The 16,038-nt window shown below is 41.0% G+C and carries 15 protein-coding genes and 1 tRNA gene; 6 read left to right on the top strand and 10 right to left on the bottom strand.

What is annotated here, in order from left to right:
- Nucleotides 1–140 precede the first annotated feature (140 nt).
- Nucleotides 141–1,652, top strand: coding sequence for a PEGA domain-containing protein (locus tag G3KMM_RS01915; RefSeq protein ID WP_129604844.1), 1,512 nt, complete (start codon nucleotides 141–143; stop codon nucleotides 1,650–1,652).
- A gap of 71 nt (nucleotides 1,653–1,723) precedes the next feature.
- Here G3KMM_RS01915 and G3KMM_RS01910 read toward each other — a convergent pair whose 3' ends face one another.
- On the bottom strand, nucleotides 1,724–3,043 hold the full coding sequence (locus G3KMM_RS01910) for a sortase (RefSeq protein ID WP_129604836.1): 1,320 nt from the start codon (nucleotides 3,041–3,043) through the stop codon (nucleotides 1,724–1,726).
- Nucleotides 3,044–3,123: 80 nt separating this feature from the next.
- Between G3KMM_RS01910 and G3KMM_RS01905 the strand changes: the two genes are divergently transcribed.
- The 3 genes from G3KMM_RS01905 to G3KMM_RS01895 all read left to right on the top strand — a co-directional run bounded on the left by G3KMM_RS01905 (nucleotide 3,124) and on the right by G3KMM_RS01895 (nucleotide 6,199).
- Nucleotides 3,124–3,210: transfer RNA gene (locus G3KMM_RS01905), tRNA-Leu, on the top strand.
- Between the two features lie 74 nt (nucleotides 3,211–3,284).
- On the top strand, nucleotides 3,285–3,728 hold the full coding sequence (locus tag G3KMM_RS01900) for a hypothetical protein (RefSeq protein WP_129604831.1): 444 nt from the start codon (nucleotides 3,285–3,287) through the stop codon (nucleotides 3,726–3,728).
- Between the two features lie 2 nt (nucleotides 3,729–3,730).
- Nucleotides 3,731–6,199, top strand: coding sequence for an HAD-IC family P-type ATPase (locus tag G3KMM_RS01895; protein ID WP_129604825.1), 2,469 nt, complete (start codon nucleotides 3,731–3,733; stop codon nucleotides 6,197–6,199).
- A 12-nt stretch (nucleotides 6,200–6,211) separates the two neighbouring features.
- Here G3KMM_RS01895 and G3KMM_RS01890 read toward each other — a convergent pair whose 3' ends face one another.
- The 6 genes from G3KMM_RS01890 to G3KMM_RS01865 form a co-directional block, all read right to left on the bottom strand.
- The gene (locus tag G3KMM_RS01890; RefSeq protein WP_129604820.1) at nucleotides 6,212–7,447 is read right to left on the bottom strand and encodes a glycosyltransferase; all 1,236 of its coding nucleotides are present in this window, start codon (nucleotides 7,445–7,447) and stop codon (nucleotides 6,212–6,214) included.
- Nucleotides 7,447–9,381 carry a DUF2207 family protein gene (locus G3KMM_RS02810; protein WP_164998476.1) on the bottom strand — a complete coding sequence of 645 codons (1,935 nt, stop codon included), beginning with the start codon at nucleotides 9,379–9,381 and terminating at the stop codon, nucleotides 7,447–7,449. Before G3KMM_RS02810 ends, G3KMM_RS01890 begins: the two co-directional genes overlap by 1 nt.
- 17 nt (nucleotides 9,382–9,398) lie before the next feature.
- Complete coding sequence (locus G3KMM_RS01880) at nucleotides 9,399–10,325, bottom strand: L-lactate dehydrogenase (protein WP_129604813.1); 927 nt, start codon at nucleotides 10,323–10,325, stop codon at nucleotides 9,399–9,401.
- 66 nt (nucleotides 10,326–10,391) lie between these two features.
- Complete coding sequence (locus G3KMM_RS01875) at nucleotides 10,392–11,195, bottom strand: hypothetical protein (protein WP_129604807.1); 804 nt, start codon at nucleotides 11,193–11,195, stop codon at nucleotides 10,392–10,394.
- Nucleotides 11,196–11,206: 11 nt separating this feature from the next.
- Nucleotides 11,207–12,043, bottom strand: a complete 837-nt coding sequence (locus G3KMM_RS01870; protein ID WP_129604801.1) for an exodeoxyribonuclease III — start codon at nucleotides 12,041–12,043, stop codon at nucleotides 11,207–11,209.
- A 9-nt stretch (nucleotides 12,044–12,052) separates the two neighbouring features.
- Nucleotides 12,053–12,475: an SsrA-binding protein gene (locus G3KMM_RS01865; RefSeq protein WP_129604794.1), complete on the bottom strand. Its 423-nt coding sequence runs from the start codon at nucleotides 12,473–12,475 to the stop codon at nucleotides 12,053–12,055.
- Nucleotides 12,476–12,533: 58 nt separating this feature from the next.
- On the opposite strand from G3KMM_RS01865, the gene G3KMM_RS01860 reads away from it, so the two are divergent.
- Nucleotides 12,534–13,820, top strand: a complete 1,287-nt coding sequence (locus tag G3KMM_RS01860; protein ID WP_129604792.1) for a glycosyltransferase — start codon at nucleotides 12,534–12,536, stop codon at nucleotides 13,818–13,820.
- Between the two features lies 1 nt (nucleotide 13,821).
- Entirely contained in the window at nucleotides 13,822–14,820 is a 999-nt protein-coding gene (locus G3KMM_RS01855; RefSeq protein WP_129604789.1) for a tRNA dihydrouridine synthase, read from the top strand.
- A 72-nt stretch (nucleotides 14,821–14,892) separates the two neighbouring features.
- On the opposite strand, the gene G3KMM_RS01850 is transcribed toward G3KMM_RS01855, so the two are convergent.
- From G3KMM_RS01850 to G3KMM_RS02910, 3 genes are all read right to left on the bottom strand, one after another.
- On the bottom strand, nucleotides 14,893–15,147 hold the full coding sequence (locus G3KMM_RS01850) for a hypothetical protein (protein WP_129604787.1): 255 nt from the start codon (nucleotides 15,145–15,147) through the stop codon (nucleotides 14,893–14,895).
- Between the two features lie 249 nt (nucleotides 15,148–15,396).
- On the bottom strand, nucleotides 15,397–15,576 hold the full coding sequence (locus G3KMM_RS01845; protein ID WP_129604784.1) for a hypothetical protein: 180 nt from the start codon (nucleotides 15,574–15,576) through the stop codon (nucleotides 15,397–15,399).
- A 255-nt stretch (nucleotides 15,577–15,831) separates the two neighbouring features.
- Nucleotides 15,832–16,038: hypothetical protein (locus G3KMM_RS02910; RefSeq protein ID WP_164998475.1), on the bottom strand; the 207-nt coding region annotated here is incomplete at its 5' end.

Raw genomic sequence — 16,038 nt, 5'->3', positions numbered from 1 at the left:
ACTTGAAATGTCTTGGGTATATAACTGTCTTTGCATGTTTATCTTGTCTTCCTCACTCTTTTATTACGCTTGTCTTTATTATAAACTATACCGGTTTGGAAAATCAATACTAATTACTATCATGCTATAATAAACCCAATATGGATATTGAAAAACGTAAACGTAATAAGCTAATTAGAGTCATTTTTGTAGATATTATTATGTCACTGGCTGTGGTGGGGTTGGTCTTTGTATTGGTGGCTGTAGTTGAAGGATGGAGATTGGGGGCTAACCTTAAATTAGAGCAGAACGGTATGGCACAGATTGAGTCGTTACCAACTGGAGCAAAAGTGGTAATTGACGGAAAGCAGGATTTTAATGAGACAAATATTTCGAAGCTGCTTTCGGCTGGCGAACATGAAATCACACTATGGAAGGAAGGTTTTGATTCTTGGACTAAGAAGATTAGTATTACGTCAGGACTTTTAACACGTTTAAAACACCCACGTCTATTTAAGAAGGAACGCACAACAGAAGAAGTGGCCAGTTATCAGGATTTACGTTTCGTTTATGCGGCGCCAGATCATCGAAGCTTATTGGTGGCGAAGAATAATACAACAAAATGGCAATACATTACAGCGCTAGGTGCGGATAAAGTTACAACAGAAGAGATTGATGTGAAGGGGGTTTTTGCTGGTACAAGTGACGGTAAGTTCCCTGGTGAAATTTTACAAGTAACATGGAATGATACTGGTGAAAAGGTCCTGATGCAGGTTAAAAATGGTGAAACGGTTGAATGGGGTGTGCTTAGTTTAAAGAAGGTTAGCGAAAGCGTGAATCTTTCTCAGGCAATTCTAAAATATACCGAAAAAGGAGCCGACAAGAAGCCTGAGACAACGACCGAGGCTCGAGTGCCGGAGGGTAAACGAATCTTAACACAAGCGGTGATTGGCGATGCGACGGCTAGTAGGTTTATTGCGTTAATTGATGGTAACTTGAGAGAAATTGATACCTCAATGAAGACATTATCAGAGAGTTATTTGAAGAATATTGCTAAATTCAGAGCCTCTGGCTCACAACTTATTTATTTAACTAATGCGGAGAAAGATAAGCGTCAGGTCGGGATTTATCGTTTAGGCGATAAGGGTGGTATTGATATTGAGGTGATTGTACGATCAAAGAAAGATGCGTCTATTGGTTTGGCGATTTCTGAATTTGACAGTAAAAAATATCTCTGTGTTACTGTAGATGATCGGTTGGCGGTTTACCGAGCAAATGAATATCCGACTTATGGTAATAATGACAATAGCTTTGAAAAGATTAGTGAAGAGAAGCTGGGATTTGTGCCAAGCGAATTGATAAAATCGGGCAATGGTGAATTCTTTATTGCAAAAAGTGATAAGAAATTTATGATCTATAATCTTGACTTAGAAGAGTTGAGCTATGTAGAACATCAAAATAGCAATATCGCATGGCTAGATTATTATCTAATGTTTGATGTAGTGGACGGTAAGATGGAGGTCTTTGACTTTGACGGAGCTAATCGTCGCACTATTTTGAATCAAGATGTAGCTGCTGGGTTTGATGCGGTGATTAACTCAAACAATCGTTATATGTATTATGTAACAAAAACGGTTGATGGATATAGTTTAAAGCGAGATAAGCTAATTTAGAATTGAATATAAAATTAGTCCTCGAGGGGACTATTTTTATATAACCAGAAAGTACCATTTATCTAATTTATTTAGTTTGATTGTCCGGTTAACCAGCGCCAGACTCGATCGAAGAAAGAGCGCTCGTTGGCTGGCAGAACGGAGCTAGTGTTTTCTGTGGTCTCAGGTTTAGTTTCAGCAACAACTGGAGCTTGGGTTTTATCGTAAGTTGGATTGATCTGCTCAGCAGTAACTAGTAGACGATAGCGATCGGTGCCGAGTGGAGTACAGGTAATAAGGGTGAGTAATGGCTTATCTGTCGGGTAAATAAGCGCAGCAACATTGGTTGGCTCAACGGTTTCACGCTTAAAAACCTTGTAGGTATAGCGAACTGAGTTGTAGTTGATGTAGATTAGATCGCCGTCAACAAGTCGTTCAAGGCCAGAAAAGATGAATTTATATTGGTTATTACTATAAATATCACCTGCAGAGTGGCCTGAAATAACGAGATTACCGATTTGTCCTGGCATAGCATCGGCGCCGGGGATTTTGAACTGAGCAACGCCACGATTCATTGCGTCATTAATAGTGGCTGGGTCGGTGGCAAGATTGTAAAGAACCGGAACGTCGACATTGAGTTTAGGGATAAGCAGACGAGGGTCGGCAGTTGGGGCTTCGGAAACAGTAGGATCGATAGCGGTAATACCAGTATCTTTAGTGTTCCCTGGTGCAATATAAGCCATGATTGGTGCAAAGATCAAACGGTTATACTGTAAGAATAAGATGAAGAGGACGGAAAAGATCCCGGCAAAAAGTGGAACGAGTTGCTTATGTCGTTTTGTCAGCTTAAAGCTGGAGTTGGCTTTTTGACGAATTTTTTCGCGTAAACTAGTCTCAACTTGTTTGGGCTCTAAATCACCTCCGGTGATATTGTCTTGAGAAAGTTGATTTTGCTCGGCGGCTGCTGCGCCAGAGAGTTTATTCTTTTCGGTTTCGATATATTTTTGAGCAGCCTTGGCATAGTATTCACTGTAGTATTTTTGATAATAATTTTGCCAATCAGAATGATATTTTTGCCAGTTATTGGTCTGGTTATTGAGGTTAATAGGAGTCTGTTTGAGTGAGCTGCGATTTTCGGTATTGTATTTTTGAATTAGATTACTGCGAAGAGTTTGTTCGCCAAGAATGCGATGCTCTACTTTGTGTTGGTTATTATGAAGAAAAGAGAGGGCGGCGAAAGAACGACTGGTTTGCTGTAATTTATTTAGTGGTGAATTTTGGGCTGGAGAATTTTGAGAAGCAGAAACAGGGCTGTTGTTAGAATAAGCAGCCAGAACTTTATTGCGAGCGAGCTCAGTCACGGTCTGTCGTTGTCGATCGCTAGAAGATAGCCCACCATCTTTTGGATTCATATATTAATTATAACATTGAAAAGCTATGTCTAGAAAAACTATTATAAAGAAAGTGGGGTTTTATGGTAAAATAAGACAGAGGGCGAATGGCGGAATTGGTAGACGCGCCAGACTCAAAATCTAGTTCCAGCAATGGAGTGTGGGTTCGATTCCCACTTCGCCCACCAAAACGACCTAATGGTCGATTTTTTTATAGGGATTTATTTGTTATAATGGTATTAATTTTTTGGAGGTGGAAGAAATGGAAAAAAGAAAACAGATTAACCGTAGTGTAATTGTGATTTGTGGTGTGCTACTTGGAGTGATTCTGATTGCTTTTGGCATTTATCAGAATATGAATTCGGAATATTCGAAACTAAATCTGCCAACAGCTGAAAAAATACAGGCGGAGATAAAAAATAGCTATCAAGAAATAGATAATTTAAGAAAAGAAATGCTGGATGAGTATGAAAAACATGGAGAATCGGCTGAATATGGACAGAAAGCCAGGCAAATACAAGAAAAAGAGGTGCTCCGGGCAGATTTAGAGGAAAGATTATTAAAAATTAATAACCATGAATATGACGGAGTGAAAAATGAGACCATGGGGAGATCTGTACCATTATTTATCGGAGGGATCTTAGTAATAGTTGTGACACTAGTAATATCAGGAGTATTATTCTCAATCGAGCAGAAGAAAAAATAATTATGGAAGAAATGAAAAAAGAACAGATTATAGTAGGGCTTAGTCAAGAGGAGGTAGAAGCAAGGAAGGCAGCCGGACTGACAAATAAGGCAGTGGAGGCACCTTCGAAAACAGTCGGAGAAATTATCGCTTCCAATGTTTTTACATATTTTAATTTTGTCTTCTTGTTGCTTGCGGCGTTATTGATTTCTGTACGTTCATTTCGGGATTTAAGTTTTTTGCCTCTAATTTTTATTAATTCCCTGATTGGTATTCTACAGGAATTAAGAGCAAAACAGATTTTGGATAAATTGACCGTCTTGAGCGCGCCGGAAATCAGAGTGATGCGAGATGGCGAAGAGAAAATGATAAAGACACATAATTTGGTGATGGATGATGTGATGGTGTTGACCGCTGGCTACCAAATACCGGCTGATGCGGTGGTGATTGATGGTGAGGTGGCGGTGAATGAGTCGCTGTTAACTGGAGAATCAGATGATATTGTAAAAAAGACTGGAGATGAATTATTTTCTGGTAGTTTTGTGGTTTATGGTAAGTGCTACGTCAAGGTGACGAAAGTGGGGGCTGAATCATATGCGGCAAAATTAACTATGAAGGCGAAGGCAATTCGCGTAGGCGAGCAGTCGGAGATCTTAAGGTCACTAAATAGCTTTGTGAAGTTGGCAGGTATTGCGATCATACCAATTGGTATTATTATGTTTGGACAGCAGTACTTTTTGCATAGTGCAACAGCAAAGGTGAGCATTCAGGCAATGGTGGCGGCAATTATGGGGATGATTCCGGAGGGACTGTTCTTACTTGCTTCGGTAACACTGGTACTTTCTGCGGTGCGTTTGGCTCAGAAAAAAGTTTTGGTTCATGATATGAAGTGTATTGAAACCTTGGCGAGGGTAGATGTTTTATGCGTGGATAAAACCGGTACAATTACAAGTGACCGGATGAATGTTGAACAGATTCAGCGAATTGTAGGCAAAGACGATAGTGGAGATATTTTACCTGATCAGTTTGAGCAGCTTTTGAAAAAAGTAGTGGCAGAGCAGTCTGGAGACAATGAGACGATGCGTGCTTTGAAACGATATTTTGAAAAATCAGAGGAGTCAGTCGAGGAACATAATGCTTTGTCTGATCTTACTGGTGAGGTGATAAAAGTATTAGGATTCTCTTCAAAGTATAAATATAGTGGCATTTGTTTTAAAAAGAAAACATTAGTAGTGGGGGCGCCTGAGTTTGTACTGGGGGATGATTTTAAGAAATATGCAAAAACCTTTAATCAATTTACGGAAAAAGGCTATCGTGCCTTGGTATTTGGTGAGTATCAAGGACAGCTGTCTGGAAAAAAAGAGAAAGCAGAGATGGCTTTGACAGAAAAAGTTAGACCACTACTCGTGATTGTGTTATCTAATGAAATCAGGAAAACTGCACCAGCAACTTTTGCGTATTTTAAAGAGCAGGGTGTAAAAATCAAGGTGATTTCTGGTGATAATGCAAGAACGGTGTCAGAAGTAGCAAAAATGGCTGGAGTAGAAGGAGCGGAAGATTATATAGACATTTCTACCGTTAAGGATGCCAAAGAATTTAAGGCGGCAGTTTTAAAATATACAGTATTTGGCCGTGTGAAGCCGGAAGAGAAGCTAAAAATGGTGAAAATCCTAAAGACGGCTGGTCGTACAGTGGCAATGACGGGGGATGGCGTGAACGATGTACTAGCTCTAAAAGAGGCGGATTGCTCTGTGGCAATGGCTTCTGGTTCGCAGGCGGCAGTCCAGGCCTCCCAGCTAGTCTTGCTAGAGTCTGATTTTGCAAGAATGCCAGCAATTGTCAAAGAGGGGCGACAGGTAGTAAATAACCTTGAGCGATCTGGTTCTCTGTTTCTCGTAAAGAATATTTTTTCATTCATTGCAGCGATTTTGTCAATTAGCTTTGGTATGATCTATCCTTTACTTCCGACGCAGGTTTCCCTTGTGACGATGTTTACAATTGGTATACCAAGTTTCTTCTTGGCGCAGATTCCTAATCAGAATTTAATTAAGGGTAACTTTATTTTGAATGTTCTATCAAAAGCTACACCAGCAGCAATGACAAATGTTGTAGTGATCTGGGCATTAGTATTTGTGACACGGGCACTACGTATCGGACAAGTGGAGCTTGGGATGCTCTGTGTCTTAGCGTGGGAAGTTGTAGGTTTAGTTTACTTATACAGAATTTGCCGTCCATTTGATAATATCTGGAAGAAGTTAATTGTAGGGGGCTGTGGGTTTGGTATGATCTTCTGTATGATTTTCTTGCAAGACTTATTCGGTGTTACATTTAATATTTCTTATCTTGGCTGGATTGTTTTCGCAATTACGGCTTGCTTAGTCTTGCCAACTATGGTTTTCTTTGAAAAATTATTAGCTGTGATTTATTTCAAATTCTTTATAGGCTTTGTGCAAGAAAAAATTATCGAGAAGAAAATCTTTAGAAAATATTAATTAAAAAGAGCTCTACTTTAGGTAGAGCTCTAATAGTTTACTGATTTGTGTGGATTGAAGAACGGAGCCTTTGGCTTTAATAACATTTTTACTCATTTCTTCAATTATCGTGGGGTGTGCGAAGAGTTGATCGATAGCATCGGTCATAGCGGCAACTGAGTCGTTTGAAGAACGAAGCCCGCCATGCTCTGGAACAACTTCATCCATGGCAGGATCTGCGTAGAGGACGGGTAAACCGCAAGCGACGGCTTCTAAGATGGTCATACCTTGTGTATCAAAACCGTATGAATTAATCACTGAAATATGCTGATTTTGCATAAAATTGAAAATTTGTTCATGCGGGACAATTCCTAAAAATTTAATTTGACTAGACTGAAGATGTGACTTTGCAAAATTTTTAGCTTCTTGCATTTGATTGCCGTCACCAATAATAGTTAAATCGATTCTATCCTTATGTTTTGAGCTTGCGACAGATTGAAGGAAAGGTAGGATGCGTTTTTCCTTAGAGAGTCGGGAATTCCAGATGATGCGCAGATGTTCGTTTGGTTTAAAAGAGCGAACAGAGAAACCTAAATTTTGCAAATAGGAGTCGTCGACGCCATTGGAAATAACGTGAATCGGCTTTTTGACGCCGTACTGCTTAAGATTTTTAGCAAAATGGGCGGAGGGAGAAATCACGGCGTCGGCAAGATTGGCCTGTCGCACCATTAATTGCCACATATTCTGACAAACGGAATTTTTGATTAGGAATCTATCTTTTCTAGGCAGTCTTTCTGTTTTAGATGATAGCCTGCCAAGGCTAATAGAGTGCATAATATTGAGTAGCCTAGCTACAAGATACTTTGTGGGGGCAGAAAGATTGGTATTAATGGCGATATCTTCTCGACCATGCATGGTCTGAATGAGTTTTAATTTATATTCTTTAGCGAGTTTAACTCCAGCAATACTACAGCTGGCCTCATAGTGCACATGAACGAGGTCAAAATAATCAGAGAAAACTGAATACTCTTTTTTTATAGATTGTAGAATTCTCTTAGGTCTTTTGGCTAGAGGGGCCTGATTGGGCCGCAAAAGACGGTGGGTTGGAACAATATAGAGGTCTTTTTCAGTATTATTTATTTGGTCTCCGGGACAAAAGATGGTGATCTTATGTCCCAGCTTTTGGAGTGCGGATTTTTGAGCCTTAATCGAAGATGGAATGCCGCCCGGGATATCGAGATAGATATCCGTAAAGAGGGCGATGCGCATTACCAACCGCCCCCGCCGCCACCGCCGCCACCGCCGCCGGAGAAGCCGCCTGAAAAACCAGAGCCGGAACCACTTCCTGGTACAGTGACTGAACTATTTAAGCTACTACTGAGGCTACGTAAACTGGAGCTAGAGAAGCTATAGTAAAGTGGCAAAGCGAGGTCACGTTCGTCGACTAATGTATAGTAATGCTCAAGTGACTTGCGCCAAGATTTTTCCTGGCCAAAGATAATAGCGTATGGTAAAAGTTTTTCGTATAGCTTGACGATTCCCTGATTTGAAGTGTCTGCCCCCTTTGTGCTTTGAAGAAGTTTAATTCGATCAGCTTCCGCCATTTTGATGTAGGTTTCAAGTCCAGCAAGATAATTGGCCTGCTCTAAACCCTGGTTGGTGTACTTCATATAGCGATAACCAATAGCGGATCCGCAAGTAATAACGAAGAAGAAGGCTGGTACGAAGTAAAAAGCAATATTTAGCAGAATTTCGTTTTCGATAATAGCAACTGAACCATATTCGCCGAAGGTATTAATGAACCATTCCTGATTGATTATGTTGATGACGATGATTGCAATGGCGACCGCGGCAACTGCGACAAGCTTAATAACAAGCGGCCATTTAATATTTTGGAAGAATTTAGTTTCTGGTTCTAGGTCTTTACGTTCTCTGAGTGAAGATTCAACTTCGGTATCGAATTGTTTGTAGAGTGCAGTTAGCGTACTACTGTAGCGGTGAGCCTTTAGTTCGATAACTTGATTTTCCGTGAGCTGCTCGATGCCACCGTTCATAATATTTAACAGGGAGAGCTGTTCTTTTGATAGCCCTTTGAGGTTTTTAATACGAATTGCCCAAGACTCTTTATTAAAGAGTTTCTTTTTGCCGTCTTCATGTTTAATAATTTCAATTTTCTTCTGAATAGCAAGTTCGAGAACCGCTGCAACTTTAGGATTTTGAGCAGGTTTTAGATAGAGGTTAGAGGCCTCAGCGATAGTATAACCTTCAAGTGGGGTAAATTGCGGGGCTGTGAAGAGACTCTTATAGAAACGTCTTTTAGGAGCAATCTTTTTAATGTAACGGCGAACAAGAATGGCAATGGTTGCAAGAAGGACAATTAGTGCACCACCGAAGGCGAAATAAGCAATATAGCTAATACGAACAGGAGCTGGAGTGAAAGTATTTTCTGGAAAAGCAATGCCAAAGGTTAGGCCCTCGCCTCGAGAGAGATTTTTACTTGTAAAAGTGAACCCGTCGGCGGTTTCGACGGTCTTGTCGCACTCGTCGCGGGAGCCGTAGGCGCCGCTAAAACAGATAGTAACATCGTAGAGTTCAGGTAGGAGTTTTTTATCGACATGAACATTGGCGGTGACGGAACTGAAGGATTGTTTCCAGGCGCTACCGTTAGCGTTCCAATAGATTTCCTGGAATTTATGAATAGTGTCTGGTTTATCCTCGGCGGATTTTTCTAATTCAACGTCATTGGCGACGTTCTCAAAATCATATTCAATAGTGTAGGTTTGCTCACCGGTGACGTAGGTATTCTGATTGCCAATTTTTAGAACAATGTTACCGTCAGTGAAGGAGACGGTGTAGGGTTCTTCGTTCCCATTACGTTTGACCTTGGCTTGAAATTTCGAAGGGTTTGAGATGACAATATTTTTGCCACCGTTATTTGTAGCAGGAATAACTCGTTTGATTCCGTGGTTTTGGCCATAATCGGGGAATTTAGCAACTAAAGTCTCAACAACGTGCATCTTGGCAAGATTATTCTCGTCTCGAGTCACATAATAATCGCCGGTAAAGCTATTAAATGTAAAATTATCGGTGATATCAAAATCACTACGACGACGCCTGGCGTTAACTGGGGGAGTCAAGAGGACAAGCGAAACTAGGCTGATAATTAATGTGAATTTGAGAATATTTTTAATTTGCCGAATCATGTCCTAAGTATAACAGACTATGGAAGAAATGTCGGTATAGTATTGATGGCTTTTTTAATAACATTGATGGAAGATTGGAGTTTTAGTGATTCGGCTTCGGTGAGTTCCGTGTCGAGCCGATGGATAATTCCCTTTCTACCGACGACTGCTGGGAAGCCAAAGTAGGTATCAGAAAAGGCATCGTAGGTTGAAACTGGTAGAACTCTACACTCGTCATTAAAAATACAATTCACGATGCTGGTAACACAGGCGCCGATGCCATAATAGGTAGCACCTTTGCGCTCAATAATCTTATAAGCCGCCGTTTTTGTTTCTTCTTCAATTGTGCTAAGGTCAGCCTTTTTTAATATTTTTTGAACAGGTTGTCCGCCAACATTGGCAGAGGACCAGATGGTAAATTCGGAATCGCCATGCTCCCCAACTTGATAGGCATGAACTGATTTTGGCGAAACCTTAAGTCTTTCAGCGAGATGGTAGCGAAGGCGGGCAGAGTCAAGAACGGTGCCAGAACCGATAACTTTGTGGCTAGGAAAGCCAGAATATTGCATAGCAAGATAGCTCATAACATCAACAGGGTTGGTGACAATGAGAAAAATTCCGTGGAAGTTGGCGGCAAGAAGCTGGTCGATTACATTATGGAGAATCTTAGCATTGCGCGCAAGTAGTTCCATGCGAGTTTCCCCACCTTTCTTTTGGGCAGCACCTGCAGTAAAAATCACAATATCGGTATCCTTAGCGTCTTTTTTGTAGCTGCCGGCGGAAATCTTAAGATAAGTGGGACTAACGGCCAGCGTATCACGTAGGTCCATAGCCTCCCCCTCCGCATCGTCTTGATTAAGGTCGACAAGGACTAACTCATTAACAGCAGTGCGCTGAGAAACAAGTGAAAAACCAATACTTGCACCAACGTTTCCTGTTCCAATAATCATTACCTTATTCGCCATAATAAACCCTTATAATACTAGTGTTTATTTTAGCATAACTGTTGATTTTTGACGATCAGAGACTTACTATTTTTGGCGGTGATCCCAAAAGAGGGCAGTTTCTGTGGCTTCAAGAAGATTTTGCGGGTTCCAGAGTGCTAGAGCGGAAATTTTGCAGGCAAGAGTCCCAGACCAAAGTGAGAGTGGAGTGTATGAAGTTTTGTCGATGGCGATTGTGTGAACTATGCCGGAGCGCGCAATAATGATTTGGTTCTGGTGAAAAGTGAAAATAGTACAGGGGTAGCTGAGAGTGAATTTGTGGAGGATTTCAATTACTGGAAAGATGGGCATAGAAAGAAGAATCATTTTAGGGTAGAGTGCGGCGCGGAAGACTTTTTGGAGTTGCGCAAGACTGGCGATCAGGATGAGATTTTGGCGTTCAAGTATGCCTTGAATGTCAGCAGTAATAAGATCGACTGTATCACGAGACAGGACGGCTAGCTGATTCGGGCTAAGTTTTTTAAGGGTGTCTGTAATAGCGATTTCAGTGATAGAGTTTTTAGAAAAATCACCAGAGTATAATACGAGATCAGAGTTTAGAGTAAAGTCTTCTAAGGTATTTGAGCGAGCAAAAGAGCCTGACTCAGTGGATTCAGCGAAGTAAAGCGAAGAAAAAGTGGGTAGCTTGCCCTGCAATGCATCGGGGAGAAGTAAATTAACGGTTTTAATAGGTAGTGAATTTAGAAATTCGGTATTTTTAATAGCAATCATGCAATTTTGTAAATTACCACCAAGGATGGCGATGCGGCCGGTCTTTTGCTCGGGGATATTCCAAAGGATTGAGTTATCGGTGATGGGTTGAAGTTTTTGCCAATAATCTGCGTTTTGCATAATATCCTTTCTTAAAATTGAAGTGTAATTGAGATAGGGCAGTGGTCAGAGCCAAGAATCTGGTCATGGATCTCTGCGCTAAGAAGATGCTTTTTTAGTATTTCGGAGATGAAGAAATAATCAATTCTCCACCCCACATTGTTCTCACGAGCGTGACCCCAGTGTGACCACCACGAATATTTAATAGTCTCTGGGTGAAGGGTGCGAAAAGTGTCGAGGAAGTGGTTCTTGATATAGTTTTCAATACCTTCTCGTTCTTCTTGAGTAAATCCAGCGTTCTTGGTGTTCTGTTTGGGTCTTGCAAGGTCAATTTCTTGGTGTGAGACATTAAGATCGCCACAAAAGACTACAGGTTTGGTCTGTTCAAGGTATTTAATGTAGTAAAGAAAGAGGGGATCCCAAAGATCATGGCGAAGGTTTAGCCTTGAAAGGTCGTTCTTAGAGTTTGGAGTGTAAACAGTAACTAGATAAAAATGAGATGTTTCGACAGTGGTGATACGCCCCTCGTTGAGGGGGGCGCCATACTGATCTTGGTGAAGTCGATTGAGAATTTTGGTAATTTCTGGATCAGTTTGGGTGGCTAAGAAATGCTCTAAATTCAGTTCAGTACTTTGCACGGGTTGATGATTTTTGGCAAAGATTGCGGTGCCAGAATAACCAGCGCGATCTGCTGAATTCCAGACTTCTTGATAATCGGGAAAATCAACTTCGACCTGATCTTTTTTAGCCTTTGTTTCTTGCAGACAGAGGAAGTCGGGATTTTTAGATTGGAGTAATTCTTGAAGCACGCCTTTTTTGAGGACGGCCCTGATGCCATTAACATTCCAAGAATAGAGAGAGTATTGCATATGATTCTCCTAATATTTTTGGCGTTCTCGATCGAGATCGCGATGCTTGATACTGAGGCGCTTGTCGTATTTTTTCTTACCAGAGGCGAGAGCAATCTCAAGCTTTATATAGCGAGAGCCGCCAAAGAGTTTAGTGGGAACAATGGTATTGCCAAGAAGTTTTGATTTCTGAAGAGATAGAATTTGTTTTTTAGTGGCAAGAAGTTTAATGTTTCTGGCAGTTTCGGCACCAAGGGTAAGGTTGTTTAGCCACAGTTCATTATTTTTTAGAGTAATAAAGGAACCTTTGAGTTGGAGGTGGTGATCGCGAATGAGACGAACTTCAGGGCCAGAAAGAGCCATGCCACAAATCAGCTTATCGCCAAGATGATAATCGAAACTTGCGCGTCGATTGACGGAGACTTGGCTTTGAGCTTTTTTAGTTTTCTTCATATGGGTATTATAACAGAAGTGAAGGTGGGATTTTGCTGAATTTGATATAATAGAAGAAATGAAAATTGTAATTGCTTCAGATATTTATTACCCAATGACGAACGGTGTGGCGGTTTTTGCACACAATCTAGCAAATGGGTTAGCGAAAGCTGGGCATGAGGTGCTGGTGTTATCGCCAAGTTTTAATGGGAAATTTCATATTGAAACTGATGAGGAAAGTGGTGTAAAAACGGCATTTTTAACTTCACTCCGCTTCCCTTTTTACCCAGATCAGATCAACAAAGTGCCTGAGAGGCGAGATTTTCTCGGTATCCAGATGCCAAGACTGGCTTATCGTCATGGTATTTGGTGGTCAGTAAATCCGGTAAAAGAAATCAAGAAAATATTGAAAGATTTTCAACCGGACGTGATTCATCTACAGACGGCAGAAACGATTGCGCTCGCTGTGATGTGGTACGCAAAGAAATACAAAGTGCCATTAGTTTCAACGGGGCATGCTTATCCAGATAATATTACGGATCAACTAAAAATTTTGAAACCGAAATTAATTAAAAAAGCGTCTAACGCAATGCTGCGCGCGTATATGTCGAGTTTTTTGAAGCACGCGGAGTATGCGACCATGCCAACCGAAATGGCGATAGGTGATTTAATCCCTAAAAATCGTAAACACTTTAAAGTAACGGTCGAGGCTTTGTCGAACGGGGTGGACTTAACGGAATTTTATCCGAAGAAACCAGATGCAAAGATTTTAAAAAAATATGGATTGACGGCAAAAACTCAAAAGATTTTATATATTGGGCGAGTTGATCCGGAAAAAAGTATTAGCGTAGTGCTTAATGCCTTTAAGAAGTTATTAACTCTTCCGAAAGTTGAGACGAAAGATTTAGAGCTGATTATTGTGGGGGATGGAATTGATCTTGCAAACCTGAAAACCTTGGCGAAAGAACTGGAGATTGAGGGGCAGGTGAAGTTCTTGGGTAAAATTATGCCACCGGAGTTGATAGAAATCTATCGAGCGGGCTTAATGTTTGTAACGGCATCGGAGACTGAAACACAAGGTATTGTTCTCATAGAAGCGGCGGCAGTAGGATTGCCTCTTGTAGCGGTTGATGCTGGGGCAGTATCGGAACTATGCCAAAATCGAAAGAATGGTGAGCTTTGTCATCCAGGAGACGTTGCAGGTATTGCTCATGCGATGAAACGGATTTTAATAGACCCAGAGCGCTTAAAAAAGTATAAATTAGCTTCAATCGAGATTGCAAAACGCCATGATCTAAAACGCACGATTGCGCGTTTTGAGGAAATTTATGAGCAAGCGATTATATTAAAAAATACGGAAGAATAAAATGAATATTTGGCAAAATTTACCTAAAGGTTTTACAATTTTAGCTCCTATGGAGGGGGTGACGGATGTGGTATTTCGACAAGTAATTGAGCGAGCTGGACGACCAGATTTGTTCTATACTGAATTTACAAATGTCACGTCGTATGCATCTGAGAAGGGGCGACATGATGCCTTGGAGCGACTAACAGTCTGTGAAGCGGATGCTCCGATTATTGCGCAGATTTGGGGGAAAATTCCAGAACACTTCGCTCTAATTGCGCGTGAATTAGAGGGCTTAGGGTTTCAGGGGTTAGATATTAATATGGGGTGTCCAGATCGGCATGTCAATAAGGCCGGAGGTGGGGCGGCAATGATTAGGACGCCGGAGCTTGCGATTGATTGTATTAATGAGGCTAAAAAGAATACGAACTTACCGGTGTCGGTGAAGACTAGACTAGGCTTTACTTATGTTGATGAGTATAAGGATTGGTTGCCAATTGTCTTAAAACAACAAGTTGCAAACCTAACTATTCATTTGCGTACGCGAAAAGAAATGTCGAAAGTGCCAGTACATTTTGATTTGATTCCAGAGATTTTGAAATTGCGTGATGAAATTGCGCCGGCAACGCGACTAACCATTAATGGTGATATCCTAAATTATCAGCATGTACAGGAGTTAAGAGAAAAATATCCAGAGGTTGATGGTTTTATGATTGGACGTGGTATATTCTCGAATCCATATTGCTTTACCAATCGAAGGCCAGTCTCACAAGAGGGAGATATAAGTGTGCTTGAATTAATGAACTTATTTAAATATCACCTAGATTGCTTCGATGCTAGAAAAAAAGCACTGGAGGTAGCAGGGTCGCGTTATCCGTTTGAGCCTTTAAAACGAATGTTTAAGGTGTATATAAATTCATTTGATGGAGCGTCTGATTTGCGTGTGAAATTAATGGACTGCAAGAACACGGATGAGATTAGGCTAGTGATTGACGAATTTTTGGGCAAGGTTGGGTCTTAAATAAATAGCTAAGTGACTGAGGCAAAATTTAATTTATTCATCAAAAAAGAGACCGTCGGTCTCTTTTAGAACTTACGCGAGACGTAGATGCCAGGAAAGATCGGTGGCATTGAAGGATAGCTGATAGTTGCTTTGTCCCGCGATAACGTCAAAGATGTGGATGGCGGTGTTGCCAATAAAACGAATGTGGGTTTGGAGGAGTTCAGTAACTTCAAACTCTTCCCCACTGCGTTTTTTGAAATTTAATGGCTGACAAGGGGTCATTTCGTACCCGAAGAGAGCCATGACTTCGACGCGTTCTTGATTATTGTTAATATTATTTTTCATAAGTAACTCCTTGATTTATTTAAAATGGAGTCATTTATGCGAGCCTGATTTATTGGCTCCTGGCTAAAAGTATAAATGACGATACTTAAAGCTTTTTGATTTTTTTCATTGTCAGTGACCGAAGTGTGACAAGATAATTATATTATAGTGGATATGTTTAAAATAAAAAAGAGGGGAGCCGAGGCTCCCCGAGAGAGAAGTTTTTGGAAAAAACATATGGCCCCTCCCTAAGGAGGGAAAATTTTACGCTTAGTAACGTGGTCTCCAGCCAAGGCTTTCAGCGCCTTCACGAATGCGGCGCTTTTCCTCGGTTGTAGCATCCGTAAAGCGTTCTGGGTGCTCATGGAGCGCCTCTGCAACGGCTGCATAGCCGTCGTGATCGGTGTCATACGAACACCCAGTCACCTTATCGGTTATCACCCATCCCATGCATATTCACCCCCTTTCTGCATGGAATCCAACGAGAAGTATAGCCTATATATAAAAAATTAACGATTGTATTATTTGTGTGTTGTAGTGTTGAAGATGGCTATTCTTCTCGTGTTTTCCAAAAATTAATGTACACTCACCCCCTTCCTTGGGCAAGTTTTAAGACAGGACTCACCCCGAAACAAAGTCAGGACGAGCCCCGTAGCGACAGTTTCTCAACGTTGCTTTAGTATAATAACATATAAATTAATAAAGTCAACTGTTTTTGTAAAGATCAATGAGTTGATGGCAGAAATTCTTAATGTCAGCCAAGGTGGCGTCGTCGGTGTCTGTGAGATTAAGTGGCGAATCAGAGCGCAAGAAATCCAAGGTAGTAATTTGATGGTAGATGGCTTTAATAAGATCCTCAAAATCCAGACCGTCTTTTGCGATATCTTCTTCGGTCAGAGTAAGCCTATGGAG

Origin of the sequence: Candidatus Nanosyncoccus nanoralicus (assembly GCF_004138405.1) — a bacterium.
Lineage (GTDB): Bacteria > Patescibacteriota > Saccharimonadia > Saccharimonadales > Saccharimonadaceae > Nanosyncoccus > Nanosyncoccus nanoralicus.
The sequence above is the reverse complement of the archived record's forward strand: the minus strand, read 5'-3'. Positions and strand labels throughout refer to the sequence as shown.